Raw genomic sequence first — 26,673 nt, 5'->3', positions numbered from 1 at the left:
AACGAAGTGTATTCATGAAATTCTGATCTCGGATATCACAGATACCATATTCTTCAATAATTGGATATTAAATTGAACTTGTGGATGTTTTTCGGAACAAACCCAACTTCTTTTCTTCCAGTTGAACCACAGTCATTTCGCTACGGAGCCAATTCGTTTGATACGGAAATCCAATAGCTTGTGTAAAAGGTTCACCGTATTTATTCAGACCTATATCGACCGCTAACCAAGTGTGGGTAATCTTGCCAAAATCCTTTAGTTTCAACAGTAATTCATCCGTTGTAAACAGTTGGTCCAAAGATAAATAAGCTTCAGATACTGTTCCTTCAGGTAGCTTATCCAGTACAGACCAATCGTCATTGCCTATGTCGTACTTACTATTCGGATGCTTATATAGCATACTACTATTACCAATTTGTTCGGTATAGTGAGTCGTTTAGGATTTCCAAGTAAACCAAGTAAGATGGTTTGTGAGTATTGGCCGAATGTTATGTAAGAGTTTCCAATTTGCTTTCTCAAATCATCATATAATTTCATTCTATAAGAAAACGTGACCTCACTCGATAAATTCACAAAATTCCTGTTTTAGCAGCAAATCCTCGGTGTTATGCGCATCTGCAATTCGTTCAAAATAGTCATTAGAGTTCACTGAATGGCGACTTTGCGTACGCGTAAAATCAATAATGATGATCATGACTCAGGAAGAGCAAATAGCGATATATATCCTGTAAATAGGATCGATAAATACTATCGATTGTTTGCCTTTTCATTCGCTCCCCCCTTCATCATATCCACGTGCGAGAGTCCGAAAAGTTACACATTCATTTATTTAGCAGCAAAATTAATTTTAGGCAATTTGATCTTTTGCATCGCTTTTTCCTTCTGTTCATCGTTAACATGCGTATAGATCATCGTTGTTTCAATCGATTCATGCCCCATTAATTCCTTCACAACACGAATATCCGTTCCCTGTTTAAGCAGCAAAGTTGCGAAGGAATGTCTTAATTTATGGCAAGAAAGCTTGAGATCACGAAGAGATTCGTCTTCTTCCTGTAATTTCTCAAAGGTTTGCTGCGCTATGGTTTGGATTTGTCTAATGGACAATCGATAACCTTTTTGTGAGATAAAAAGAGCTGTTTCAACACTCCGATTCGGATCTCTGCGCTCCTCAATTACGCTCTGAAGCATGTCCGTTAACGCCTCGGGTAGTGGTACTGCACGCCATTTACGCCCTTTACCGCTTACATGTAGGCTATTACGACTAGGAAAAAAGTCGCTTAAATTCAGTCGATGAACCTCACCAACACGCAATCCAGCATAAGCCATTAGTAGGAATACAGCAATGTTCCTAGAACTATATAAACCCTCAACTTGTTCAAGAAATGTGTTCAAATGCTTCTCTTCTAAGTATGTAGGAAGGTGATTTCGTTCTGTTTTGGATAGTTTTACGTCCGCTGCAGGGTTGTTTTGCACTTCTTCCATATCTTTAAGGCCTTTATAGAAGGATCTGATCGCAAAAAGCTTGCGATTACGCGTAATATCACTACATCCATTCTTACGAGCCTCAGTCAAAAAGGACATAATATCGAGCTTGGTGATATCCTCTACTCGCTTATCAACGCTATTCAAAAACAGGTTAATCGTATGTAAATAAGCCTTTTGAGTCGATTCGGTATATCCCGCATCCTGCATCCAAACTTTGAATGTATGTATATAATGATCGTTATCGTATTTATCTTCCCTATTCATATCGTAAATCGTCAGCTCCCTTGGTGTAATCTTGGTTGAATTAAATCTATTTCGTTGTTCTAAAATGAAACAGCGTGAAATATGTATTTCACGCTGTTATTTCTAAGTAAATTATAGCATATTTGAAGCAAAATAGCCTAAATACTAACCCCAAAAACCAAAAATAATGATTTAACACCATTTCACGGGTATCTTGATCTGTTCTGATCCTATCCCGATCCTCTTCTACTCCGTTTCTTGATCGCTTTTAACGCTATTGACCCTTTATTTGAACTCGAACGTATGTTCTGCAGGTCGAATTTCAGCACTTCTACTGGATCAATATATCATATTTTATAATTTAATCATTTTTAGTTATTATAAGTAATAATGCCTATACTTTTGTAAAATTTATAATTTTATATAATATAGTTAAATATAGGATTAATTAATTAATATATACAATTTTAAATTAATTTAACATTATTAGATTAAATTGGTTTAATGTATAAAATTGGTTATGAAAACATGTCGTAAAGTGTTTTCATAAAAGAGGGAGTAGTGTAACATTATTTACCATGATCGTTTGGAAATAAAGGTTAAGAGGATAAAATCAAAAATTAGGGGAGTGACAATAGATGAAGGCTTTGCAAGGTAAAGTTGCTGTTGTTGCAGGAGCAACACGAGGAGCAGGACGAGGAATTGCGGTTATGTTAGGTAAAGCTGGCGCAACCGTATATTGCACTGGGCGAAGTACTAGAGGGAATCCATCTAGTTTAGGTCGCTTAGAGACAATTGAAGATACCGCTGATCTAGTAACTGCTCAGGGTGGTATCGGTATTGCAGTGAAAACCGATCATACGGTTGAAAATGAGGTTAAAGCTTTATTTAAAAGAGTGAGCGATGAACAGAATGGACAGCTAGATATCCTCGTGAATGATGTTTGGGGTGGCGATTCACTTACGGAATGGGATAAACCATTTTGGGAACACTCCCTATCAAATGGCTTACTCATGCAACAACGTGCTGTTCATTCTCATATGATTACAAGCTATTATGCCGCACCTTTAATGGTAGCCCGTCAAGAGGGTCTAATTATTGAAATTACGGATGGAATTGACTATCGATTCCGAGGTAATTTGTATTATAGTTTAGCCAAGATTTCTGTAATTCACCTTGCTCAAGCGATGGCGGAAGAACTACGACAACATCAAATAACCGTGGTGGCTGTGACACCGGGATTTCTGCGTTCTGAAGCGATGCTCGATCATTTTGGAGTGAACGAGCATAATTGGCGTAACGCTGTCAATAAAGATCCCCATTTTATCGAATCTGAGACACCCTACTTTATCGGGAAAGGAATTGCTGCTTTTGCCGCAGATCCGAATGCATTTCTCAAAACTGGCAGTACACTAAGTAGTTGGGGGTTATCAGATGATTACGGGTTTACCGATATTGATGGACGTAAACCACATTGGGGGAATTATGCAGCCAAGCAAGGATTTTAAGAGGCGGGTAGCGAATCTTCATAGAGGGAAACTACTAACATTGTTATATAGAAAAGGTAGCAAAGGGGAATTTGCACATGCCTGTAATAATTGCTAATAAAGATGAAGAAATACTCGCAACCTATACTTTGATGAAACAGTTACGCCCCCATCTTGAAGAAGAAACTTATTTAAGTCAAATCAAACAGCTACAGTTGGAATACGGTTATAAGTTAATTGTTATATTTGAAAATGAGGAAGCAAAAGCAGCTGCAGGTTACAGAATAAATCATTCATTAGCTTGGGGAAAATATTTGTATGTGGATGATCTCATCACAGATCAAGACAGCCGTTCAAGAGGATATGCGAATGAGTTATTTGATTGGTTAGATGAGGAATTACATAAGAATCATTGTTCAGCCATGCATCTCGATTCAGGGGTTCAAAGACATGATGCTCATCGCTTTTATCTAAACAGGAAGATGCGAATCAGTTGTCATCATTTTGAGAAGTCCTATTGATAGACTTATGGGGTAGTAAGCTAATAGAAAACTTTAATCGAATAAGCAATTAAAAAAGTAAGCTGATTGAACATATTAGTCATGGACTATATGTTCGAATAGCTTACTTTTTGTGGACCGAAGCAAGACGACCATCGCCCTCTCATTCTATCCTTCGAAGGTGGACCAGTGCGACGGGCGAGTAAGTGATGATGGCAACTTTGTCGTATCATCGCCCTTTGCCGAGTTAATCTGTGCTTGGGTAAGATAGATGCTACTTGTAAGGACGGCACCTCTAAGGTCAGCATCTCGCAAATCAGCCCCGATGAGATCAGCCATTCTCAGGTCAGCGCCTCTAAGGTCAGCGGCAATTAGGTATGCCCCTCTCAAATTGGCGCCCCTAAGGTCGGCACCTCTCAGTTTGGCTCCGACAAGATCGGCACCTCGGCCGTAGGTTTTTCGACGACCTGAAGAACCCTTCTGCGAGCGAATAGCTTCATCTCGCACGAGTTCACTCGTCCGAAGAAGCAGAGCATTGACATTTGCTCGATGTGCTGCCACATCCAGTTTCATAAGAGATTCGGGACTTAGCTCAGTGAGTCGTTCAGTCTCGTCGAGCGCGGAACTAAGCTCACTATGGATCGGACGGGCTTGTTGCAACGTCAGCGATTCGGTCAGATACCAAATTAGCTCTTGGAGTTGCCACATGATAGGAAACACTTCGAACATATGCTTTGCAGATTCAGGGGCTTGCCGCCAGTCGCGTCCACCGAAGGTAACTTGAGAAACTTTTTGCCCCGCGCCGAAGCAGTCATAAACAGTGCAACCACGTAAGCCCAGCTGCCTGAGGTTATTGTGAACGCCGCAGCGGAAGTCCGATTGCAGGTTAGGGCATGGCTGTCCAGCGTCTTTATCGATGGCGAAATCTGTTGAAGCTGCGAAGGGTAATGCGACACAACACAAGCCGAAGCAGTTCTCGCAGTCAGCTCTCAAACTAGGGTCATTTCTGCTTAGAATAGAACTTGAATTTTCATGATTTACTGACACTGTGTGTGATCTCCCGTCGTCGAAATTTACAATCCCATACCCAGTGGTTGATTCGTAATTTATTGACCATATAAACTACCCTTTCAATTTACTTTTGAATTGACGCTTCTTGTACCTTAATAGCTGGTTTAATTCTAGTGCTGCCCATCATAGATACAGAAATAAATGCGAGTGCAGCTGGTACAACTGCCCACAAGAATGTCTGCCCGATTGAGGACGATAACGCTCCAATGATATGATCAAGAACATCTGGGGGAAGCCCCGCCCGACCTGCTTGCGACAATAATTCTCGTGGATCGCCTATATTAACGCCTTGTGGAACACCACCCGAACCAGCGAATGCATCCGTCATATTTCCACTTAGGCTATTCTTCTGTAAAATGCCAAAAATCGTAATACCAAGTGTCATTCCAATTGTTCTAACAAACGACATCGTTGAATTCGCTGAACCACGTTGTCTCATATCAATACCATGAATAGCTGACATACTTAAAACAGAGAAAGAGAATCCGACTCCAATACCTGTAATAATCATATATGTCGTTAGCATCATGCGACTCGTATTTGGTGTCAATGTGCTTAACAAGCTAATTCCTATAACAAAAATAATACCTGAGAAAAGCATTATATTACGATAACTCGTCTTGGTTGAGAGAAGTCCCCCGACTTGACTTGCTATTACGGAGGCCAGAGTCATGGGCAATAGAATTAGACCTGCGTTAGTTGCTGACCCTCCAAGTACGCCTTGCACATAAATCGGGATATAAATCGCAGCTGTTATAAAAGCTGCCCCATAGAATAATCCAGCTAAAGTACTTGTAGCAAATAATCTTTTGGTGAACATTTGAAAAGATATGATCGGTTCTGCTACTTTCCTTTCAATTACAATAAACAAACTAGTAAAGAGTACAAATACAGTGAATAAGCCAATGATCTGAATTGAATTCCAAGCATACGTATTCCCACCTAATTCAAGAGCGAACATTAAGCTTACGATTGCACTGACAAGCGTGCCTGCACCCCACCAGTCAATTCGTTGTTTGGAATGTTCTAGGGATTCATGATAAAACATGCTAATAAATATAAGAACGATAATTCCGATTGGCACATTCACATAAAAAATGCCACTCCAATGGTAGTACTGTGTTATGTAGGCACCTAGTAGTGGACCAAAAAGATTAGATGTACCAAAGACTGCTCCAAACAATCCAGTAATTTTTCCTCTTTTCTCCAGTGGAAAAATATCAAATACAATTGTAAATGCAATCGGCATTAAAGCCCCGCCGCCGATTCCTTGGATCGCACGATAGATACTCAATTGCACGATCGTATCCGCCGTACCGCATAGGATTGAACCAATAAGAAATACGACTACCCCAAAAATAAAAAAACGTTTGCGTCCATACATGTCAGACAATTTACCGAAAATCGGCATCCCGGCTGCACTGGCTATTAAATATGCGGAGGTCACCCATACAAACTTATTGAAATCTCCAAGATCAGATACAATGGTTCCCATTGCAGCAGCAACAATTGTATTATCCATTGCAGACATCAAAATTCCTAACAAAAGTGCAGTTATTACAAAACCTAATTTACTTCTACTGTTATCCATTTGGTTGGCCTCCTTCGTTCAAATAATGTAATTATTTTCTTAATTAAAATTAATCTAACATTTATTTTACAACTTAATGAAATAAAAAGCACACAATCTGCACATTAAAATTTGGTACCAATAATAACAAAGACATTCGAGTACTGACTACATCTTAATCAATGAATGTATATGAAACTCAGATCATGATAATAGCTTGATTAATCTAGCTTTGTTTGATTCTTTTGCTATATCCAAAGGAGTCTTTCCCTCCTTATTGGCTACATCTTTATTTGCACCTTGAGATAACATATACTTTATTAGATCCTCAGTTAATATATCATGAGAATTATTCAGACGCATGATGTAATGTAAGGTTGTGTCGCCATCCTTATTCGATGCATTTATATTTGCTCCTGCTTCTAGCATCATTTTCATCGTATCGATTGCTGTTTGCTCATCTTTATACGATGTATTAACGGCTGCTACATAAAATAGAGGAGTAGTTCCATTAAAATCGCTTATGTTCGGGTCTGCTCCACCCTTAAGTAGGAGCTTAATAAGTTCATGCTGGCCACCTTGTACCGCTAATGTCAGTGTGTTTCTGTAGTTATCATTTTCTCTGTGATTAACATCTATTTTATAATCAACTAGCATCTGTTGAATTTTGAAAGAATCTTCATTAAATCCCATGTTAATAAAAGGGAGTAATTCCCACATTAGCACATTAGAACCGTCATTGCTTATTGCAAGCGGGTCAGCTCCTCTATCTATAAGTAGCTTAAAAAGATTATAATCTTGTTTTGATGCAATCATCATCAATGGTGAGTGCCCTTCTTTATTACGAATATTAACGTTCGCCCCATGCTCAAGCATTAACGGGACAAGATATGTAGACCTTTGGGCTGCAATAAGAAGAGGTGTAAAACCATAGGAGTCCTGGATATTAATATCCAGTGGACTATTTAACATGGATTCTAATACATTCTCTAATGTTGTCTGTGTTGGCGTATCACTAAAGGTATACATATTACTAACTACTGAAAGAAATAACTTACTACGGTCTTCTGTTTTCATTTTATCTAATTTGTTAAGGACATCCCTTTGTTTACCTGCAGAGATTTCATTGATTAATTGTTCATAAGTCATTTCTATATTGGGTATACGCTCAGAGTCATCGATACTAGCTGTAGTCGTATCTTCGTTCCAACCAACCTTTTTATTAAACATTTCAGCGACTTTTCTTAATGGAACATAGGTAGTATCCTTATAGGTAATATTATCCACAGCTAAGCGCTTACCGTTTATTTCTATATGTATTTTATTAAAATAGACTTCTATCGTCTGTTTTATATCCTCTGCTACCGCATTTCCTCCAAAGATAAATGTAAGTATTACTGCACAAATAATAAAACTCTTCATTTTTTTGTTTAACACATAATTACTTCCTTTCAGTTTTTAAAATAATTTGATCGATAGTAATATAAATTTGTTCTACTAATAACATTCACCTGTGTTTCCCGGTAAGAGAAGTTAAAAACAGGCACTTCAAACAAGTTGAAGTACCTCAATTTCATACTCTGATCATATTGTCTCTTCATTCATTAACCCGGTTGATGCTCTGGTTGGATCGTGACAACGGAACCATCATCAAGGCGTAGCCAAGATTCAAACTCTCTCTCTCCTTGACGCAATCGGATAATACGAGCTCCATGTTGAAACCCAAACATTCCATATGTGTTATATCCAGTTGCTCGTCCGTAAGAGAGCCGAATGCCATGAAGAACACCCCAGAAATCATTGATATGGTCGTGCCCGACAAAAGTTCCCATTACATCGCCCATCTCTAGCATCGCTGCAAACATGCCTGAATTGATTCGCGAGCAACACACCTGCTCTCCCTTCTGACCGTAACAAGTTTCCATATCCCAAACCATTTGATATTCCTGCAAAGGGATATGAAAGAAAGCCAAGGAAGGAATAGGTTCACCATCATTCTGCTCAGTGAAAGACCTAGATTTAGCCCTATACCACTCGATCTGATCATTCTGAATCCACGCATATCCATCAACTTGCGGGTGTGTTGAGTAATCTCCACTATCAAGCATGTAGAGTACTGCAGCCACTTGCCCTGTACTGTCTACTACCTGAAGATCCATATTTCCAAATCCACTTAATTCTGGATTTCGTTCTGCTAACGTAAACTGATGCTCCATCTGTATTTCTAGCAATCGTTCTCGTGAAATATTTACTTCCGAATCGTGATTCCCGAATAAAGCTACCCAAGGAATACCGCTTTGCTCGGCTACTTCAACAGCATCTCGAAACGCTTGTTCTGGATCCGTACAGCCATCGCTATAAATTACATCGCCTGTAAAAACAATCAAATCAGGTTGTTCTGATTGAATAACAAGCTCCATGAGAGCTCGTGTCTCCTGATCCTGATCTTCGCCAGTCTGCCAATGAATATCCGTAAACTGGACAATTGTGAATGTACCATCCTCACCAAATTGTAATTGTTTCTTCATATTGATTCCCCTCATTTCCACTGCTCTATCTTCACTTGAACCTCGTGTAGCCATGTTTATCCCTGCCTCATCTACTATTTGGTCTCTAAAGCGTAATGAATGGCTAACGCTTGGTTGATTCGCTCTCTTATCGCTAACAACCATTCTCCGCTGCCTCTTGGATAGACTTTGAATGTCAACGGCTCTGACAAGCCTTCTTCCACTAACTCAATCGTCTTTTCTTTACCAATCTTCTGTTCAAGCAATTCTAGTGCACGCAAATCTTGTAATCCTTCATAGAGAACTTCCAGTCGAATAGACTCAATCGGACCTTCCTTACCCGGATAAACCAAATAAGCATCACCCGATGGAAAGGCATTCATCGCATCTGTTGTCCGAAAAGGATCTAGATTCTGATGTATAGAAAACTGGGAGTACCAGAAGTTATATCCCCAGTGCAGAAAGCCCTGTAATCCGAATTTATATAATTGCAACCCGATCACTCGATTTCTGGCTGACGGCATGTTATAGAAGCGGTTCGATACTTGTTGATTCTGAGAAACGCAGTAATAAGTCCAGAGATCAGGAACTTGATGCTCTAGGAATGGTTCAATATGATTATTCGCTGGAATCGGTCTCTTCACTAGACCCCTCTCATACAATTTGAAATCTGACAAAGCGTCCATAATCGGATAATCGGATAGATGCTTATGAATGATCTCACTTGCAGCTTGATACGTTTCCAAATGCTCTAGACCGGGCTCATCTGAAATATGGAACCAGCTTTGGTGATCGATTCCGTTTTCCTTCAAATAGCGATCGAGACAAGGCAGAAGTTGATCCAAGAAGCTGCGATAAGTGTCTGAGGTAGCATCCGTCATCCAACCGAACAGTTGCTTTTCTTCTCCCTGAATCGTTGCCATGATCTTCGGCGCACACTTCGCTCCCCACTGTGTAAATAAGTGGCAAAACTCAAAATATTGCACACCAAGCTTCTTGCACATTGTCACCCATCGTGTAAGTTTATCAAATCCAAATTCATAGCTATCTTCCCCCACGACAGTAACATCAACAAGTTGAACTGTTGGTCGTTCTCCCCCTATAGCAGTATCGAGAGGTAGAGTAAACAGTGGTGTCAATATCATGTTCATGCCATGCTTGACCATCGTGTCCGCATAGCGTTCCAGAAGCGTCCAGTGTGCTTCGCTAAAAACTTCAACGCCGTACTGTGTTGCAAGACAATCAGCATGAAACCATTCCGTATGAATTAACTTCTGCGGAGGTAAACTCACAGGGATAACCTGCAGTTCGAATATACCAGATACCCCTAACACGCTTCCTTCAGCTGATCGAAAGTTGATTTGGATCGAATGAACACCCGCAGTTACCGATTCATCGAGTGTAATGCTCACCCATACCGAGCGCCATTGCCCTGGAATGGATGTAATACCATACTGATCAAGTTCATATAATGGATCCGGATATAATCCAGGTGTGGTCCGTAATACATCAACGTCATGATTCTTGGTACATGGCATCTCCGAAGGAACAAGTCCGACAGATCTGATCCTCGCATTATCTGCAAGAGATGAATCCACTTCAACAGCTATGCTCTTGAGGAGCGAGTCCGAGGTATAAGCAACTTGAAATGAGAACGTTTCGCCATAAAGTGCGGATGCCGAACTATAGGTGACTTTATTCGGTAATTCATCTACAAATACCTTTGTCAACGAGCTTTTAAGCATCGTCTTGAATTGCGGGCTTTGATTCATCGTTTCATTCACCCTTTCATGATCGAATACTTTGTGCATAATCTTTCAAATTAATGCTATTGCCCTCCATTCTGGATTGTTCCGCAACAAAAGCCATAAAATGACTTTGAACCGAATGATTGGCCGATGTTTAAGACGTGCTTCAAAGCTCAAATCATTACTTATAGCCGACGTAGGCCAATAGATATTATCTGTTAAATATTGTTTTGAGCATAGTATAGGCATTCATCTGCAACCGGGCATCCATCGAGGCAGCGAAGTGGCGCTCCTTCTGGAGCTTGTTCAGCAGTGAAATGAGATAAAGAACCATATGATGAAACCTTAACACATGCTGAATCTACAAGCCAAGACAAGATATCTAAATCATTGCAGGACTTGGCTAGAATCATTGGACTGGATTCATCCGCTCTCCGCCAATTCCCACGTACGAAGCGATGAGCTTGATGCCAGTATCCTACATTCTCATTATGTTGGATGGACATTAACTTCCCAATCGCATCGTTATGTAACAGCTCTATTATCGTAGAGAAGAAATTGGTATACCTAAGTACATGGCAAATAGAAAATACACATTAACGCAACTGTAACCTTCTTCATAAATAGTCCTTCCCCTCTCAGATGTGCCTATAGTTATTCTTTGACACTACCTACCGTTATTCCTTTAACAAAATACTTTTGTAAGAACGATAGACTAACATAATAGGTAATGCACCCACGAAAATTTGCACTGTCCTGAGCGTCTTTTCACTCAGATTCCCCATCGCTTTGATCTGCTCGATAGAAATTGATGTTTCAGATAACCCCTTGATTAATCTGTTTTTTTATCCATAATTAATTTGGGGCATCAAGTGCAAAATCACCTTAGAGTTTAATCCTCTAATACGTTTAAAGGAGTGATGGTGTTTGAATACGAACAAACAAATCGACAAGCATATGAGAGGTCTATATTTATAGTTGAATAAACACCTCTCATAAGCCTATGGGAGGAATGTGGACATGACTTGTCCTAAGAACATGGTTCAAGGTATTGAACTAACTAGCGAAAATTTTTATAAAGTAGAAAGTCTTTTTGAAGAGTTGAAGCATCATTTATCAATCAAAGGTGTTATTTCAGGTGCTGTTTCTGGAAGGGTTTTTGTGTCTAACGACTATTCAACAGCTTTGTTGATAAATCCTCAGGGTATTTTTCTAGGAGGCAGTCCAGATAATAGTCTGTTCTTTGAAGAAGCTAATAAGTTGCTCAAAGAGGAGTTGTTGCCACAACTTGCGTCTGATGGAGAGTTAGACTATGTACTGTTCTATCCCTCAGATGAGAAGTGGTGGGCAGGTACTCTCGAAGTAGTTATGAAAGATCTGTTGCCTATGAGAAGCGGGCGAATGACCTTCACTCATGACTTGAGCAATATAGACGACCACACTGATAAAAGTATTGTCCCGGTAAATGGCAGCTTGTTGAAACGTCAAGATTTAATTGGGCTTGATGATGTTATACATGAAATTCTAGAAGGCTGGCCTCATTAGAAGCTTACGAAGACAATGGCTTTGGATGTGTTGCTATTCAAGATACGGATGAAGGTCCGACAATTATTAGCTGGTGCCTTACTGATTGGGTAGTTGAAAATGAGTGTGAATTAGGCATTGAAACGGAAGAAAGCTATCGAGGTAACGGATGGGCGCGAAAAACAGCATTAGGCGCACTCTCACTCGCAAAACAGCGAGGCATAAAAAGAGTTGGTTGGCAGTGCTGGTCCAACAATATAGGCTCCCAGCGAACAGCGCTACTTGTAGGCTTCAAGCTACTTGCGGATTTCCCAGTTCTGTTCGGGTGGAACCGTCCTTTAAACAACCTCCTTGTCAACGGAAACCATTATATGCGTGGTGATATGAAGTATGGCGTGGAAAAAGATTATGTCCGCGCAGCTTGGAGTTATGCACAAGCACTTGATAAAGGCTGGGATTGGAATGGAGACGCTGCATTGTATTGGAACGTAGCTTGTATGTTTTATCTGATTGGTGAGAAGGAACGCGCAAAATATTACTACAAGAAGGCCGTTGAAAAGGGATGGATAGACATCCACCAACCCCATTATCATGAACACGTTTACAGAGAAGAAGACAGCAAACTGATTGTTCGTATTCTTACTGAATCTCATTAAGAAATTACCATAGTTCTTAATGAGATTCTAGAATCATAAATATAATGTTCACCTGCCGCTGTATTATTGGCGGCTTTTTTGTTTCCAACAATCGAAACCTATGAAACCTTTTGCTGCTGTTTGCGAGATATAACTTGTTTAAGACATAAATCAGTTTATTCAATTATCGTTCTCAGTTAGATTCAACAATGACAACTATGACTAACGAAAACACCTGAAAAAAGTTCAGGACGTCAAAAGGATAATTATGGTATCCTTTACTATATACTGTTCCTAAGTTGAATTTATGGAGGTATTGAAATGGGCTTTCATAAAATGATGTGGGGTTTTTTATTTTTATTCACGTATCGATTTAGCGGTTTCGACATCCTGCCGGATACGATCGGTTATTTGTTGATTCTGCTGGGGCTTAATGATCTGCAGCGTTATGGTTCTTACTTCTCGGCCAGCAGGCCATTGGCCATTATTGCCCTTATTCTTTCGTTCTTCATGTTCTATCAGCCGCCCGCCGGATATGCCACTTTGCTACTCGATGTTCTTGGTTTCATTTTGAACACAGGTCTATTGATTGTCAATGCAATACTCATCTATCAAATCTGCAGAGGAATCCATGACCTGTCAATGAACAGGGGAAAATCTGACCTAGCAAAGACAGCAATGAAGCGTTGGAAGTGGTTCCTCGGCATTTTCATAACACAAACCCTTTTAGTAACCGGATTTTTTGTACCAGCCCTAGTTACTTCCCTTCCCTACCTTGCCTTAACGTTTGGGGTGATTGTAACTATTTCACTAGTTGCTATCTGGGTTATCAATGCGCTTATGATGGCTCTCATGACCCGTGCTTCGCGCGTTTTACAGTAATCAGCCTCTACAAACGGGTCGAGTGCAACTATTCGGCCATTTCCCTAGAGGTTCTTCCTGATTTTCAACCAGTTAAAATTTCCTTTTAGTACAATTCAACTAAACTCCCTTTACCCTTTACTTCAATAGAAAAGAGGATCTGCCACTTGGCAAGCTCCTCCACTATCGCCACTATCGTTCTTCGTTAGTTGAACGACCAGGAGTATACTCCTGCATGTTTACGGCTATTTTATGTTATACCCTTCAATAAACCGCATGGCGCACTCTGAATGATAATCGGCTAAATCTTTTGCAAATTGTTGATCCGGAAATCCTCTTTGAAGCAGCTTCAAACCACCCGAAGTTAACGATATATGGTGGTGGAATCGATAGAACAACATTCTATTAGGATCGAGAGTATCGTTCTTTAGATACCGGTAGAAATCCCCAAATCGAAACTCTAAAAAACTATGTTCCTGCTCAATATCAAAGAACATAGCCCCTTCGATATCGATCAAAAAGGGCTCTAATTTGTCATTAACCAGAATATGGTCAGGACCCAGTTCACCGTGAATGAACCCGTACTGCGTTCTAGGTTTAATTCTTGATTCAAGCACATACAAAATATCAAGTAGCTTGCTCTGATTGGCCCCAATATTCTCAATATGTTGTGAGGCATAAGATAACTGCACTTTCGCATTTTCCAATTGTAAAAGATGACAACTTTCTTTGTTGATCTCGCTATGATTCGCTTTCCCAAAGATATGCCTTTCGTTGCTATGCATGCCAGTAAGCATATCCCCCAACCGCTGAAACACTTTATCTTGAACTCGTGAATCGGAATGATGAAAATAGGTTTCTGCTTTATGTCCATCTACATATTCAACGAGGGCATAATCAAAAGGGTAACGCTTTCTATCATTATTCAGATCATAAAGAGAAGGGGTCTGAATTCCATGTTGTGTTAAATACTTGTTGTTTAATTCAAATAGATCACTTCCATAGGAATGTTTATTTATATCATCATTTGCTATTTCATCTTTAAAATAATTCATGGAAAGATCCCACACATACAAAACGCAGGAAAATCCATTACTGCACTCGATCTTGTAGACCACCTTTTGTGCACCACCATGCATTTTCGATACACTAGCAACTAAATAAGCGGTTCCAAAAACCTTCCCTATATAATCTTGTAAATCAGCCTGATCGAGGTGGCAAGTAATATCCATTGAACAACACTCCATTTTTTATGTTTTGCCGGCATCATAATAGTAAATAATATCCAACAAAAAGTATAGACTTTTTGTTTATGATTAGTTATGATGTTGAATAAGGTCTTGAAAAAAATAGCCATACAAATAGCCTTTGGATTTTAATCCAAAGGCTTTTTTTTGATGAAAGTCTCAGTTCTACCTGCATACCTTCTAGTTATTGATAATTGCTCAACTAAACTGCTCGTCAGCTCAACAAAGGGCAAAGCTCATAGCTTAGATGCGTTGTTATTCGCTGTTACCAGTCCTCATTGAACTACTCGCAACAGTCTTTCTCCATCTATATAGAATCCAGGTTTTTATTATGGGTTCATTGGTTTTATGTTTAGTAATCCTATCAAAAAAATAGAAATCTTCTGGACCAACCTCTAATCGAGCAATTGGTTTTATTGGTACCTTGCTAATCCATTCATCACGAGTGGGCTCGCCCCCCCGATGCGTGAACTCGTTGTTATATGATGTACCCGACATCTTCGAAATCTCTTGCAAACTTATGTTCTATAATTCTTACTCTATTCCTTCTATTTATGATATAATTTAGTAAATATCGGTATGTAAATAAGTATGAAAATGATCTCTCGTGAGTACACTGCCTATTAGATGGTGGGTGGAGTCATGGTAAATAACCGGGAGGAAAGTAAAATGAGTACTCTTGAGAATCAATTACAATCTAACCTTAAAAATATTAAAAAGATAGCCCAAGCAAATACAGTGAAAAATAAAGAAGGACTCACTGTCATATCAAAAGATGATCCTATTCGGGAAGAGTTAGATTGGGAAACTACAATCCACTCAGTTGAAGATAAAGAATGAAATATCAACTTGGCGATATCTGGTACGCTCATTTCCCACTCGAAGAAGATAATACGAAGTATATCGATAGTCTACACCCTGATGATCTTGAAGTAATCGTTAAGAATTTATTCGAATTTACTAATCAGTAAGCGCCAAATAACTAGGCGCTTACTTTTGTTTTATCGTGTTTTTGGGTATGTCACAGAACGTCTTATTCACTAACTTCGTAAATAATTTCTTATGTAGAATATTATGTTATTTGTTTGATTTTCCTTGTGTAGCAAAATACATAATAAGATTGATTATCCCAATACCCGTAATTGCTAAAAATATGTAAAACGATACAGGGTCTCCGCTTAATCCAATCTCGTCTACGATAATTCCACTATATACTTCTATTTGCTCTTATTAGGCTAAGTCATCCTATTAGCTTCATCGCTACACTTAAACAGCTACTTCAAGGAATCAATTGTTGTAAAAATTCGCGTGTAGACATCTTCAATATTGGTTTCGTTTGCTTTATCGTTATATAACCCATAACCCCAATATTGATATTCCTTACCAAATTGAAAGTAGCCTGTGGCATAGTTATCCGGTGTAAGTTCAGGAACATCATCGTAAGACATTTCTTCATTTATAAAAGGGAGATATGATTTCTTAGACTCTATAAAGAAAAAAGGAATACCTGCATTTTGATATACTTTTGCATATTTTGGATTGGCTGCATCAGTAAGATGTTCCTTCATTATGAAAATAGCATCAAAATCAGGTGAAAGCTTTTGAGCCTCTAATTGATTGAAGGTTAAGCTTCTGAAGATCACATTGTTTTCTCTTATATTCGAAGCATCACCTATAACGCCAATAACTAAGCTTTGACCCTCGAAGCGAGGTGTTTGGATTTTATCAGAGCTACATCCCGCTAGAATAAAACAAACAAAAAGCAGGATCATTAAGTTTTTATTCATGATTGGGGTCCTTTCTTAAATCATCTTTTAGGCGAGTTGTCCTGTTAAAGTTTGAAACATTCTCAGACTCCCCCTCTTTGTAATATCTTCCTGAATAATTGATAACTAAAAATTTTAAAAATCAGATTATTATACTTCTATAATTAATCTTTAAAACGCAACATGAAAATGATCGCTCGTTCGAGTCTGCTTAGCGATTCCGGTGAAAGGTCCGCAGTAATCATACTATTGGTGCTCGTTGCTTGCATTCCCCATACATGAACAGATTCATCAGTGGAAAATTTACGGGGTTCATTATTAGAGATCGATCCTAGTGTAGTAAATTTTTTATCCCATGGAATGGTAAAGGTACTAAGGCTAGAACCTGAGTCGTCTATACTTCCTACTTTAATCTTCATAAAATTGTCCTGAGACTCACTGTAATCTGTATCAATAGATATGATGATTTCTATTTCCTGTCTTGCCCGATCGTCCGAACTATAGAACAAATCGCCAATGGAGCCGGATGAGGCTACTTTCTTACCATTTTGCCATATATCAATATCTAAGTTTGCATTTGGTTTCTTTCCTTCATAACGTAATCTGAATGATCCGGACATGGCGCCTAAGAAATGTTTGAATTTTGCTCCATCGCCTTTGAATAGGTCAACAGGGGTCAGAGTTATTTCAGCTGGTTCTTCTTTGCTTTGTGGATCGAGTTTCTCTGATTCTGCTACACATCCTGTTAAAGATAGACATAATATCAAAACGCAAGCTATTAATCTCATACCATACCTCCAGGTTACTCTACGTTTACATGAATACTCCCAAACAAGACTCCATCAAGAAATGCATTTAATTGCCAAAGCCCTTTTGTTGATAACTCCATAATTGAAGGTACATGTGCAATTGCTCCATTTACAGGACCACCTATTCCTTTATACTCCCAAACATGCTTTTTATTCTCGGTACCCGCCCCTTCAATTAATGCAGGAAATTCTTTATTTGTTTTAAGTTCAATTGCTACTACCTTTAGTGTTTTACTTGCAGTTATTTCATCTTTCTTACCCCAGAAATGCCACATATATTTGTTGCCTTTATTTGCAATAAAATCTTTTGAATTCAGAATCCCTATCTTTCCTTCAATTCCTTGCAAGGTTATCTTATTAACTCATGACGCTAAATTTCCAATATATGTTTCGATTTCTTATAAATAAAGCTTTTTAACTAATATGAGTTGAATTATAAGTTGTATAAAATACAATCTCCAGCTAGAAGTAAGTTAGTCATGGAAGTTTCAAGTTTGAGTTTCGTAATCTTCGCGCGCGTCCCCCCCGCTTATTACACATACATCAAAAAAAGATCAATCCCCTAAGAGGAATGACCTTTTTCTCTGTCTATTGATGTCTGTAACTTCGTGCTTCCGCCAGACATTCTCCACTCAACCGCTCTTCTGAATCGACTCCAGATGCTCGACCAATCTATTCCAGGTATCTGTGATACCCTCCATCATGCCCATATCCAGCACCTGCTGCAGTCCTTCAGCTGTCGTATATTCCCCGCGGTTAATGACCTTTGTCCCATTATCTGTTTCGATGAATGTCAGCGTTACAATCGTTTCAGGCATATTATCCGCCACATTACCATCCGCATCGGAGAAATAATCCACATACACAATCTTCTCCGGCACTACGATTTCACGATACACACTCTTGCCCCATGATTCCATGCCATAGAAATCGCCCTGGTTCTTATCCTCGCACTTCATGCAATAATGCCAAACCCCGCCTACGCGAAAATCAACATGGCATACCGGAAGCGTCCATCCTCTCGGCCCCCACCAATGCTTTAGATGCTCCGCCTGCGTGAACGCCTGGAACACCAACTCGCGAGAAGCATTGAATTCACGTTCCAGAATAAGCACATTATCCTCTACCTTAGATACCATTTGATTTGTCATTTTTAACATCCTCCTCGATTTTATTACTTGGTCAAATTGTTCTGCCACGTTTGCACAACATTCATTTATGATCCTAAGCTCAATCTGGCTGCTCTTGTCGAGTTTCCTTGTTCTGTAGCTTCTGCAAATAGTCATCAAGGCGGTCGAACCGCTCCTCCCAGAGAATACGGTATCTCTCCAGCCATTCGTCCAGCTCCCGAAAAGGATCCGGTCGCAGTCTGTAGATTCGGCGATTCGCGTTCACCTCGGCCTCTACGATACCAGCCTCACTTAGTACACGCAAATGCTTGGAAGCTTGAGGCTGGCGTAGTTGCAGCCGTTCAGCGATTTCACCTACGGTAAGCGGACGTTCGCGCAAAAGATCAACAATCTGCATGCGGTTAGGCTCAGCTAGGGCACTCATGATGTTAGCATTCATGTTCATCATCCGTTCTCTTGCTGTAATGGTAAGCGTCCTTCGTTTCGTGTTTGTATTTATTTGATGAATTAAATATACCACATTAGGAATATTCCTGTAAAGGAATATTCAAGTTAAAATTAGATTAAGGAAATTTAGTACATAAATCTCTTTACAAAAAAAGCAACATAACCATGAGGTGCTGAACATGTCAAAAATAAGTATAGCTCTCTTCATGGTATTAGCTTTCTCCGTATCTTATACAACCACTAACAGGGGCATATCAAAACATGGATAGGAATTTTCATAGTAGCTCAGCAGCTTATCTAAAATAGGAATATCTTGAGAACTAAAACCCTTAATCCTATTGTAATATGGCGAGTTCGGATTCTTCAATTTGTCTTACATAATCTAACGGTTTTTGATCAGACACTGAGTTCATCATTCATCTCCTTTATCCCTTTAATCTACCTTGGCTCCATGAGAAAGAGAAAACAATACAGTTTGCTCTCTATCCATTCTCACACCTATAACAGATAATGTTTTGAAATCCACTCTTTCCATTTTAGCCCCTCTTATATCAGCACCTTGCAACTTCGCTTTTGAAAGTAACGCCATAGTCAGATCACAATCTCTTAAATCGGCTTTTTCTAAATTGGCTCCTGACAAGTCTGCTTCATAAAACTTGATCCCACGTAAGTTCTGTTTAACTAGTCTAGCTTGTCTCAAATTTGTATATGACCAATCGCCTTGAACAATTGTGATCCCATCCATATTAGAGCCAGAAAAATCTGAACCCGTCATTTTACATTCTTCAAATTTCGAAACAAATAGATTAGCTCCGTTAAAGTTACAATTCTCAAACGCGGATTCTTTATGAATGGAGCCATTTAACAATGCACCGCGAAAATCACACTCAATGAAACGGCAATTGTTGGATGTAATTTCCTCAAGTGACCCGTTAGCAAACGAGCAACGGTTAAATGTACAACTTTTTAACTCACCATACCTTAAATCTTGAGTGCCAAAGTTTACTTCTGTATAATTCTGATTGCTATGCTGAAACATTAGATGCCTCCTATACATGGTTACCCGTAAAATCACTTAATTAATATAGCATACGGCTGTCAAGTACCTGCATGATCTCAAACAAAAGTTAAGTATTCTATTTTCTCGAGGAGATAGACATTATCGGCTTAAATTACTTCCTCAACGAGCTCATTCTGAGTGTATTCTACTGCCCATTTGCTGAGCAAAGGCTGCCGATTACTCGACAGCCTTGTCTGGATCTTAAATTGATCTAGCGTTCTCCGTTTTTGCTTTAATAGTGTTCAACTATCCAGACCGTTAACTGCATACAAAAAAGATTGCTCATTAGCAGTCTTGATCTTTAGCACTTGCGCCCTATAGTTCTATAAGAGAAATGAATTATAAATTTTTACTTAAAATTTCTCCTGGTAAGCCGTCTATTTCACAAACCTTTTCGGAGATAAAACCTTGGTTAATTAAAATTTTCCTGGATGGAATATTTCCGGGGTCTATAATGGCCTTTAGTATCTTTAATTCTGATTTCACAGCTTTTTCGATTAATACTTTGGCAATCTCAGTCCCATAACCCTTTCCCCAGTTTTCAGGCATTATCATATAACCAATTTCAGCTACATCAATAAAACCTTCGTTCAAAGTTAAATGCCCCAGGCCAATAAATTCTTTTCTAGAACTATCGAAGATTTTATATGAACCAAAGTTTTCATATTTCTCATTACGTTCTAATAATTTTTGGAAATTTAATTGGGCTTCCTCAAAAGTAATAGAACGTTCTGTGATTTGTGCCATAACTTCTTCGTTAGATACAAGACAGAAATAATAATCAAAATCCATTTTTTGAAACTTCAATAAATTGATTTGCATTAGATTCCTCCACTATCTTTCCCAACATAACCAAACTAACCTTTTTATATATTTTAGCAGAATTCGTAACTATGTAAACAATACACTCTTATTCAACTTCTGACCTTTACTTCAGCAAAGAAAAAGGATCGTCTGACTGCTCGACAGCCGGCGATCCTATTTAAGTAACGTGTCCTGTTAGCTCAATAATGAGGCGCTTTATTGGGCTTCTTATGTCGGAAATATGATTTCTTCAATATACAGGTCGTCCGTATCTCACAAGGATGTGCCACAGCTGTTTGAGGTGCTGGGATGTCTCGTTAGGGGTGCCCCAGTCTTGCCAACTTTCTGGATTATAGTGGAGAGTTGCTGCTGCCCTGCCCAAGGTGGCTGCGTCTAACTCACCTGGTCTTATAGCGAACCCCCGATTCACACGTTCTGCAAAAGGAGGCATCGCCGGACCCCGAAAATCGTCCGGCACAGCCTGCGCCGAAAGCCTGAAACCAGGATGCCAAGCTAGGTTTACATTGTATTTAGAGCATAAGTTTTCAAGTTGATCACCAATCTGAGTCTCTTTAAACGACGAGTCCGCGACTAGAGCCTCGACATCCCTGGACATTTTGATGTCTCCATGGACTTGAGTCTCAATGTAGTCATCTAGTGATCGTCCAAGAACAGAACAAGCATCGTCGGGTGTGACTTCGTGTAGCTTGAGAAGACGTTTTACAAACGTAGGGACATCAATATTTGGAGAGCCAAGCGCTTCGTGGGTGATGTCGGTGTTTCCTAGCAGCTCGGCTAGCACAGTATCGAATATATCGATCGTCCCTATATGCTTCCAATCGGTATGACTATCGCCGAATGTAAATGTGCAACGGCTCAATATATGAGGGCGCAGTCGAAGGTAGCATGAGCCAAAGCGTGGGGATGCACCATCCACATAATTCATTAGGTTGAGAGCACCATATTTCGGTCGCTCGTAGTCTCGTACGCCGTCCGACTGGTAAACTCCACCGAAAAGCTTTTCCTCCCAGCGATCGCGATCCCCGCCTAAGAACGCTGTGCGACTTCCGTTGGAAACGCCGGTCACAAATTGGCTATGGTAGGTTCCATCTCGCAGTAAGCCCTCAACAACGGTGAGACCGCTGGGCAGAATTCGGTCCGGATGGAAGTTCAATGTGACACGAGCGTGCATACCGATGCCCGACAGGAGATCGTCAAAAGTCACGTGGGTCACGCCAGTACGCACTAGAATTTTCTCCGCTGACTCACGCGCGCGACATCGCATTAGCATTGCGCTCGATTTAACATGATTAAGCGCAAGCACCTGTGCTGCGGTCAACGTAGTCAGTGGACTGGTTGATTGGGATAAGCTTTCATCCATTTTAGGTCCTCCTCGTATTCAAATCTATATTGCTAGTTTGTCATGAGAGAGCTCCTTGCATCGAGACTGTCGTACCAATTTAAATACTTGACGTCACTCCATAACATAGATTTCGCAAGTCGATGCCATTATGTTCTATAACTGCTTGTTATCTCCTGCTAGCGAAAACTGCCAGTTAGCTGAGAAGGTTGCCGATCCATTGCTGACGGCAGCCTTCTCCTGATGATTATTGAGCTAAAGTGTCCCGTTAGTTGAATCATTATCAACTTGTGATTCACAGCACAAATTTCTCAAGAGAAACAGCAACACCATCATTATCATTTGATTCGGTAATGTGTTTTGCACAATTTTTCAGCTCAATTATCGCGTTTTCCATTGCGATCGGAAATCCGCACATTTGGAATAGTCCTAAATCGTTAAAGTCATCCCCGAATACCATTACATTTTCTGACTTCACCCCGATATCATTAAGCACCCATTGCACGGCTTCTTCTTTTGATGCTGATTTTTGCATGATTTGAACCAGTACCCCTCCATCGGTTGCGATTACGTTCACATGGTCGCCGAATTGCTCTATTATATCCCTCCATGTGCTGTAACCTTGAACCAATATTTTGGTTGGGGAGAGTGAACTAATAAAATCGTTATCAATAACCTGGGGTTTCGGATCATTCGAACGGAGACCGAATTGAGCACGCTGCGAGTCGTGAACTGGTTTACACGCATACCATGAATCATTAACCTCGTATGAAATTAACGATTGAGGAGCATGTAACTCGATGAATTTGTTAATCTGTTGGCTAATCTCATTTGGGATACTAATGTGCCGCTGAGTTTGCTTAGACTTGCATGTTACTAGAGCACCATTGTAATAAACCAAGTAGTCTACAAAAGGAAAATTCTTCACAAATTGATTAGCCGCTCTAGGCGGTCGCGCCGTGGCAACAATAATATGAATTCCAGAATTAAAACATCTTTTAACAGTCTGATAATTTCTATGTGATATGGATTTGTCACTGCCGAGCAATGTTCCGTCCAAGTCTAATACAATTGCCTGTATGTCCGACATCTGCATCTCTCCTCACAAATAATTCTTCCAATAATAACCTAATTTTAGGAGAAATGATAGACTCACTCTTGAATTAATCTGCCCGTTCGTATTATGAGATCAACCAGATCTTTCTGGTTGATCCTTTTTTCATTTGCATAGAGGATTAAGGTAGCCTGGTCGAACGTACCTGCCCGTGGGACATGATCCCGAGCGCTATAATGTTCACCCCTACTTGTCATGACCATGATTGAGGCTGGTTGGGACGCTAGATCCCGTATAACAAGCGATGCCATGGAGCGACAAGAAGAAACCGTAGGGGCTGCCGGTAAATCTACAAAAACAGGAGAGATTTAATGAATCCAGTTATCGGTCTAGATATTTCTAAAGCAGAAAGCCATGGACAAGCCTTTTTAGAGCGTGGTAAGCCATTCAGAGGGACGTTTCATTTCGAGCACACTCGAGAAGGTCTAGCGAAGTTACTTCAAGTCGTACAGGAAGTCGAGTCTGCATCCAGACAACGTCCTTTACTTATTCTAGAAGCAACTGGGCATTACCAAAGCCCCGTTGTTCAGTTCCTAGAGGAACATCACTATCTTTACATTGTGATTAATCCACTCATCTCAAATCGGCTTAGGAAGTCTCAGCTTCGTAAAGTAAAGACAGATGCTGCTGACGCTTACCTTTTGGGAGATTTGTACTACAAAGAAGAGTTTGAGCCTTTTAAGAAAAGGGGTGTGCAGCTACTCAACCTGCGCTATCTAACAAGGCAATATGAGTCTCTTTCAAAGATGTGTGTATAGACTAAACTGCAATTCCAAGCTGTTCTTGATCAGGTATTTCCTGCTTACAAAGGTGTCTTTGGAGCTATGTATTCAGGTATTTCGCTACGATTTTTAAATGAATTCCCAACCTCGTATTTGGTTTTACAGACGGACAAAGAAACGCTTAACGCCAAAACTAAAGAATTGCTTTCGACAAGACGAGGTCGCTCAGAGGGCTGGATTAACGAACGAGTAAGGCGGCTCCTAGATGCGGCAAAGCAAAACCCATTCGAGCAAACCATGTACGCTAGCCACTTGATCAATTTAAGAGTTCTCATAACCCTTATTCTTCAGTACCAGGAGCATCTTGCTGCGTTGGAACAGAATATAAATGCCCTGGCTGAAGAAATCGAAGAGTTTGGTTTAATACAGTCAATCCCAGGTATTGGCCATAAAACTGCGGCAACAATTTTATCGGAAATTGGAGAAATTGACCGATTTGATCATCCAAAAAAACTGGTCGCCTTTGCGGGTATCGACCCGAGTGTCTTCGCTTCAGGTAAGTTTACGGCAACCCGAAATCGAATCACCAAACGTGGTTCTCGGCAACTTCGTTATGCGCTAGTTTTAGCTGTCCAGTGTGGGCTTATCCGTTCTCGCAATATGCGAGTCAAAGAGTTTTACGATCGCAAGAGAGCAGAAGGAAAGCCGCATAAAGTAGCTTTGGTTGCATGTGCAAATAAGCTGGTCCATTGGCTCCATGCCATCTTGAAAAGTAAAAATGCATTTCGTACGATTTAATAAAATAGTACTGGTATAACCTTCCAATATACATATTAACTTGGAGGGTTATTTGGCATGCTTATTTTAACTATACCATATGATTTAGATTCACTTTACTGGTAATCTTGACAAGCTATTAGCTGGTATAGCTTAAAAGGCTGCCATTATTATGGCAGCCTTTTGGAAATTGAACTATCGTTTCCGTTGTGTAATAAATATCCGTGAAAAGTCAGAATCTTAAGCAGTTAAAAAAGCTAAACAACCTTAGCCCAGTAGAATACCGAACGGAGGCTGTGGCTTAAAGATGTCTACTTGACGGGGGGGAACTTCATTCAGTGGCAGACTCAATGTTATGGTTGTTGAGCTCTGAATCCTGGGATGGATCCTCATCCATGCCGACGGCTGAATCAAATACACTGTCCTGCGGAACGCTCGTTAGATCTAGCTTTTGCTTCACCTGGTAGTTTATATTCCCATACCAGGCCTCAAAGGAGTCATCCAACTGCTCCTCTCGATTACGATCCTCGTTCACATCCGAATCAACTTCGATTTTATTACCTAATACCCCGTAGTCGTCTTTGGGATGGATCATATTTTTACTTCAGCTCCTTCGTATACGGATTGAATTAAAATTCCCTGTATAACCAATTTTATACATGGTCTTGCTTTTCCAGCTTTGGCGAATAAATTACTGTAAATCGGCATTTTTCTACCAAACCTGCTTTTGTTGTTACGTTATCATTTCCCGTTAGTTGAACGACAAATTCTTTATAACGGTCTCCAATCAGGGTCTTTTATATCGTTGATTGTTGGATTTCTTACAAATTCAATAAAACGTTCCTCACAAGCACCAAACTTTATGAAGTTCACTTGACCTTGTCTTAGAGAAACTTCGTTTGCTCCCCCTTCATAATCAGGGTCTCTAAATTGAACACCATCATCTTCCCAAAAGCATATCTTACAGATTTCATAAGTATCAGTTGGTTCTTCGTCTAATGATTTGTAGCCACAACAAGGACAAGTGTATTTCATAAGTCCACCTTTCTTTCGACAGTCTTCACTAGAATGTTAATTGAACTATCGTTCCTCGTTAGCGTAATCACCTTAAGTGACAAAGTCATCTTACCGTCTGGTAAACGAGACCTATGGCTCCAGAATCAAAGGTCTTGTTTTCGATTAGCTTAAGATTGATCTTCTCCTTGAGACCTTGGAATAACGGCAATCCCTTACCGATCAGGACRGGAGAAACCGTAATTTTATACTCATCAATTAAATCAAGCTGCATAAGGTGGTGTGCGAACCTAGGACTGCCGAGGATGACCATATCCTTGCCTGGCTGCTGTTTGAGGTTATTGATCTCTTCCTCGACATCTTCATTCACGAGTCTGGAATTATTCCATTCGACTTTCTCCAGCGTCGTGGAAAAAACGATTTTGGCTGTCTTTTCGATCCACTCGGCATGATTCCGTTCATGCTGCGAAGCTGATGGGTTCGAAGGCACAGATGGCCAGTAACTGTGCATCATCTGATRAGTCCCACGCCCCCAAATGACAGTGTCGGCAGTACTCAGAATTTCTTTCGCGTGTTTCTCCAAATCAGYATCGTAGGAAACCCAGCYAATGTCCATTTCACCATTCGGCCCTTCTACAAAACCGTCAAGCGATGCGTGCAGAAATAGAACGAGTTTTCTCATTTTCAGTTCTCCTTTGTTCATGAGGGATATCTACATTATACATTTACTACATTTTAGCATAATTCAACTTGGGTTGTTTCTTATGGATTGCTAATCCCAAACCTGCCCCC

The 26,673-nt window shown here is 40.0% G+C and carries 27 protein-coding genes and 4 pseudogenes; 9 read left to right on the top strand and 22 right to left on the bottom strand.

Features of this window, described 5'->3' with window-relative positions:
- Window positions 1-67 precede the first annotated feature (67 nt).
- On the bottom strand, window positions 68-400 hold the full coding sequence (locus tag AC1DOK_RS12335) for an anti sigma factor C-terminal domain-containing protein (protein WP_477554583.1): 333 nt from the start codon (window positions 398-400) through the stop codon (window positions 68-70).
- A 425-nt stretch (window positions 401-825) separates the two neighbouring features.
- The gene (locus AC1DOK_RS12330) at window positions 826-1,749 is read right to left on the bottom strand and encodes a tyrosine-type recombinase/integrase (protein ID WP_477554582.1); all 924 of its coding nucleotides are present in this window, start codon (window positions 1,747-1,749) and stop codon (window positions 826-828) included.
- 617 nt (window positions 1,750-2,366) lie between these two features.
- Between AC1DOK_RS12330 and AC1DOK_RS12325 the strand changes: the two genes are divergently transcribed.
- On the top strand, window positions 2,367-3,236 hold the full coding sequence (locus tag AC1DOK_RS12325) for an SDR family oxidoreductase (RefSeq protein WP_477554581.1): 870 nt from the start codon (window positions 2,367-2,369) through the stop codon (window positions 3,234-3,236).
- Window positions 3,237-3,313: 77 nt separating this feature from the next.
- Window positions 3,314-3,736, top strand: a complete 423-nt coding sequence (locus AC1DOK_RS12320) for a GNAT family N-acetyltransferase (RefSeq protein WP_477554580.1) — start codon at window positions 3,314-3,316, stop codon at window positions 3,734-3,736.
- A 147-nt stretch (window positions 3,737-3,883) separates the two neighbouring features.
- Here the strand turns inward: AC1DOK_RS12320 and AC1DOK_RS12315 are convergent, their stop codons facing one another.
- From AC1DOK_RS12315 to AC1DOK_RS12285, 7 genes and pseudogenes are all read right to left on the bottom strand, one after another.
- Window positions 3,884-4,762, bottom strand: coding sequence for a pentapeptide repeat-containing protein (locus AC1DOK_RS12315; RefSeq protein WP_477554579.1), 879 nt, complete (start codon window positions 4,760-4,762; stop codon window positions 3,884-3,886).
- An 88-nt stretch (window positions 4,763-4,850) separates the two neighbouring features.
- Window positions 4,851-6,377 carry an MDR family MFS transporter gene (locus tag AC1DOK_RS12310; protein ID WP_477554578.1) on the bottom strand — a complete coding sequence of 509 codons (1,527 nt, stop codon included), beginning with the start codon at window positions 6,375-6,377 and terminating at the stop codon, window positions 4,851-4,853.
- A 183-nt stretch (window positions 6,378-6,560) separates the two neighbouring features.
- Window positions 6,561-7,793, bottom strand: coding sequence for an ankyrin repeat domain-containing protein (locus tag AC1DOK_RS12305; RefSeq protein WP_477554577.1), 1,233 nt, complete (start codon window positions 7,791-7,793; stop codon window positions 6,561-6,563).
- Between the two features lie 167 nt (window positions 7,794-7,960).
- Complete coding sequence (locus tag AC1DOK_RS12300) at window positions 7,961-8,884, bottom strand: metallophosphoesterase family protein (protein WP_477554576.1); 924 nt, start codon at window positions 8,882-8,884, stop codon at window positions 7,961-7,963.
- A 74-nt stretch (window positions 8,885-8,958) separates the two neighbouring features.
- Window positions 8,959-10,635, bottom strand: a complete 1,677-nt coding sequence (locus AC1DOK_RS12295) for a DUF4091 domain-containing protein (RefSeq protein WP_477554743.1) — start codon at window positions 10,633-10,635, stop codon at window positions 8,959-8,961.
- A gap of 135 nt (window positions 10,636-10,770) precedes the next feature.
- Window positions 10,771-11,204: pseudogene (locus tag AC1DOK_RS12290) on the bottom strand (Gfo/Idh/MocA family oxidoreductase); the annotation flags it as partial.
- Window positions 11,205-11,265: 61 nt separating this feature from the next.
- A pseudogene (locus tag AC1DOK_RS12285) lies at window positions 11,266-11,426 on the bottom strand (carbohydrate ABC transporter permease); the annotation flags it as partial.
- 205 nt (window positions 11,427-11,631) lie between these two features.
- Between AC1DOK_RS12285 and AC1DOK_RS12280 the strand changes: the two are divergent.
- The 4 genes and pseudogenes from AC1DOK_RS12280 to AC1DOK_RS12265 all read left to right on the top strand — a co-directional run bounded on the left by AC1DOK_RS12280 (window position 11,632) and on the right by AC1DOK_RS12265 (window position 13,652).
- Window positions 11,632-12,156, top strand: coding sequence for a hypothetical protein (locus AC1DOK_RS12280; protein WP_477554575.1), 525 nt, complete (start codon window positions 11,632-11,634; stop codon window positions 12,154-12,156).
- Window positions 12,144-12,386, top strand: a pseudogene (locus tag AC1DOK_RS12275) (GNAT family N-acetyltransferase); the annotation flags it as partial. The gene AC1DOK_RS12280 and the pseudogene AC1DOK_RS12275, both read left to right, overlap by 13 nt.
- A 120-nt stretch (window positions 12,387-12,506) precedes the next feature.
- Window positions 12,507-12,791: a hypothetical protein gene (locus AC1DOK_RS12270; protein ID WP_477554574.1), complete on the top strand. Its 285-nt coding sequence runs from the start codon at window positions 12,507-12,509 to the stop codon at window positions 12,789-12,791.
- 300 nt (window positions 12,792-13,091) lie between these two features.
- The gene (locus AC1DOK_RS12265) at window positions 13,092-13,652 is read left to right on the top strand and encodes a hypothetical protein (protein ID WP_477554573.1); all 561 of its coding nucleotides are present in this window, start codon (window positions 13,092-13,094) and stop codon (window positions 13,650-13,652) included.
- Window positions 13,653-13,876: 224 nt separating this feature from the next.
- Here the strand turns inward: AC1DOK_RS12265 and AC1DOK_RS12260 are convergent, their stop codons facing one another.
- Entirely contained in the window at window positions 13,877-14,818 is a 942-nt protein-coding gene (locus AC1DOK_RS12260) for an aminoglycoside phosphotransferase family protein (protein WP_477554742.1), read from the bottom strand.
- Between the two features lie 729 nt (window positions 14,819-15,547).
- Between AC1DOK_RS12260 and AC1DOK_RS12255 the strand changes: the two genes are divergently transcribed.
- Both AC1DOK_RS12255 and AC1DOK_RS12250 read left to right on the top strand, forming a co-directional pair.
- Window positions 15,548-15,718, top strand: coding sequence for a hypothetical protein (locus AC1DOK_RS12255; RefSeq protein WP_477554572.1), 171 nt, complete (start codon window positions 15,548-15,550; stop codon window positions 15,716-15,718).
- Complete coding sequence (locus tag AC1DOK_RS12250) at window positions 15,715-15,849, top strand: hypothetical protein (protein WP_477554571.1); 135 nt, start codon at window positions 15,715-15,717, stop codon at window positions 15,847-15,849. Before AC1DOK_RS12255 ends, AC1DOK_RS12250 begins: the two co-directional genes overlap by 4 nt.
- A gap of 303 nt (window positions 15,850-16,152) precedes the next feature.
- Here AC1DOK_RS12250 and AC1DOK_RS12245 read toward each other — a convergent pair whose 3' ends face one another.
- The 9 genes from AC1DOK_RS12245 to AC1DOK_RS12205 form a co-directional block, all read right to left on the bottom strand.
- Window positions 16,153-16,665 (bottom strand): hypothetical protein, encoded by a 513-nt coding sequence (locus AC1DOK_RS12245; protein ID WP_477554570.1) that lies wholly within the window; start codon window positions 16,663-16,665, stop codon window positions 16,153-16,155.
- A gap of 143 nt (window positions 16,666-16,808) precedes the next feature.
- A complete protein-coding gene (locus AC1DOK_RS12240) occupies window positions 16,809-17,432 on the bottom strand; it encodes a hypothetical protein (protein WP_477554569.1) in 624 nt (207 codons plus the stop codon).
- Window positions 17,433-17,446: 14 nt separating this feature from the next.
- Window positions 17,447-17,800 (bottom strand): DUF4871 domain-containing protein, encoded by a 354-nt coding sequence (locus AC1DOK_RS12235; RefSeq protein ID WP_477554568.1) that lies wholly within the window; start codon window positions 17,798-17,800, stop codon window positions 17,447-17,449.
- A gap of 285 nt (window positions 17,801-18,085) precedes the next feature.
- The gene (locus AC1DOK_RS12230; RefSeq protein ID WP_477554567.1) at window positions 18,086-18,604 is read right to left on the bottom strand and encodes an SRPBCC domain-containing protein; all 519 of its coding nucleotides are present in this window, start codon (window positions 18,602-18,604) and stop codon (window positions 18,086-18,088) included.
- Window positions 18,605-18,683: 79 nt separating this feature from the next.
- On the bottom strand, window positions 18,684-19,022 hold the full coding sequence (locus AC1DOK_RS12225) for an ArsR/SmtB family transcription factor (protein WP_477554741.1): 339 nt from the start codon (window positions 19,020-19,022) through the stop codon (window positions 18,684-18,686).
- A 441-nt stretch (window positions 19,023-19,463) separates the two neighbouring features.
- Window positions 19,464-20,069, bottom strand: a complete 606-nt coding sequence (locus AC1DOK_RS12220) for a pentapeptide repeat-containing protein (protein ID WP_477554566.1) — start codon at window positions 20,067-20,069, stop codon at window positions 19,464-19,466.
- Window positions 20,070-20,429: 360 nt separating this feature from the next.
- The gene (locus tag AC1DOK_RS12215; protein ID WP_477554565.1) at window positions 20,430-20,912 is read right to left on the bottom strand and encodes a GNAT family N-acetyltransferase; all 483 of its coding nucleotides are present in this window, start codon (window positions 20,910-20,912) and stop codon (window positions 20,430-20,432) included.
- A gap of 232 nt (window positions 20,913-21,144) precedes the next feature.
- A complete protein-coding gene (locus tag AC1DOK_RS12210) occupies window positions 21,145-22,275 on the bottom strand; it encodes a DUF3626 domain-containing protein (RefSeq protein WP_477554564.1) in 1,131 nt (376 codons plus the stop codon).
- A gap of 274 nt (window positions 22,276-22,549) precedes the next feature.
- On the bottom strand, window positions 22,550-23,344 hold the full coding sequence (locus AC1DOK_RS12205) for a Cof-type HAD-IIB family hydrolase (protein ID WP_477554563.1): 795 nt from the start codon (window positions 23,342-23,344) through the stop codon (window positions 22,550-22,552).
- 335 nt (window positions 23,345-23,679) lie between these two features.
- On the opposite strand from AC1DOK_RS12205, the pseudogene AC1DOK_RS12200 reads away from it, so the two are divergent.
- Window positions 23,680-24,888 (top strand): annotated as a pseudogene (locus AC1DOK_RS12200) (IS110 family RNA-guided transposase).
- Window positions 24,889-25,198: 310 nt separating this feature from the next.
- On the opposite strand, the gene AC1DOK_RS12195 reads toward AC1DOK_RS12200, so the two are convergent.
- The 3 genes from AC1DOK_RS12195 to AC1DOK_RS12185 form a co-directional block, all read right to left on the bottom strand.
- A complete protein-coding gene (locus tag AC1DOK_RS12195; protein ID WP_477554562.1) occupies window positions 25,199-25,462 on the bottom strand; it encodes a hypothetical protein in 264 nt (87 codons plus the stop codon).
- A 176-nt stretch (window positions 25,463-25,638) separates the two neighbouring features.
- Window positions 25,639-25,902: a CPCC family cysteine-rich protein gene (locus AC1DOK_RS12190; RefSeq protein WP_477554561.1), complete on the bottom strand. Its 264-nt coding sequence runs from the start codon at window positions 25,900-25,902 to the stop codon at window positions 25,639-25,641.
- 85 nt (window positions 25,903-25,987) lie between these two features.
- Window positions 25,988-26,563 carry a dihydrofolate reductase family protein gene (locus AC1DOK_RS12185; protein ID WP_477554560.1) on the bottom strand — a complete coding sequence of 192 codons (576 nt, stop codon included), beginning with the start codon at window positions 26,561-26,563 and terminating at the stop codon, window positions 25,988-25,990.
- Window positions 26,564-26,673 lie beyond the last annotated feature (110 nt).

This window comes from Paenibacillus sp. P5_B5 (genome assembly GCF_056400365.1).
This window is presented reverse-complemented; position numbering and strand designations above follow the sequence as displayed.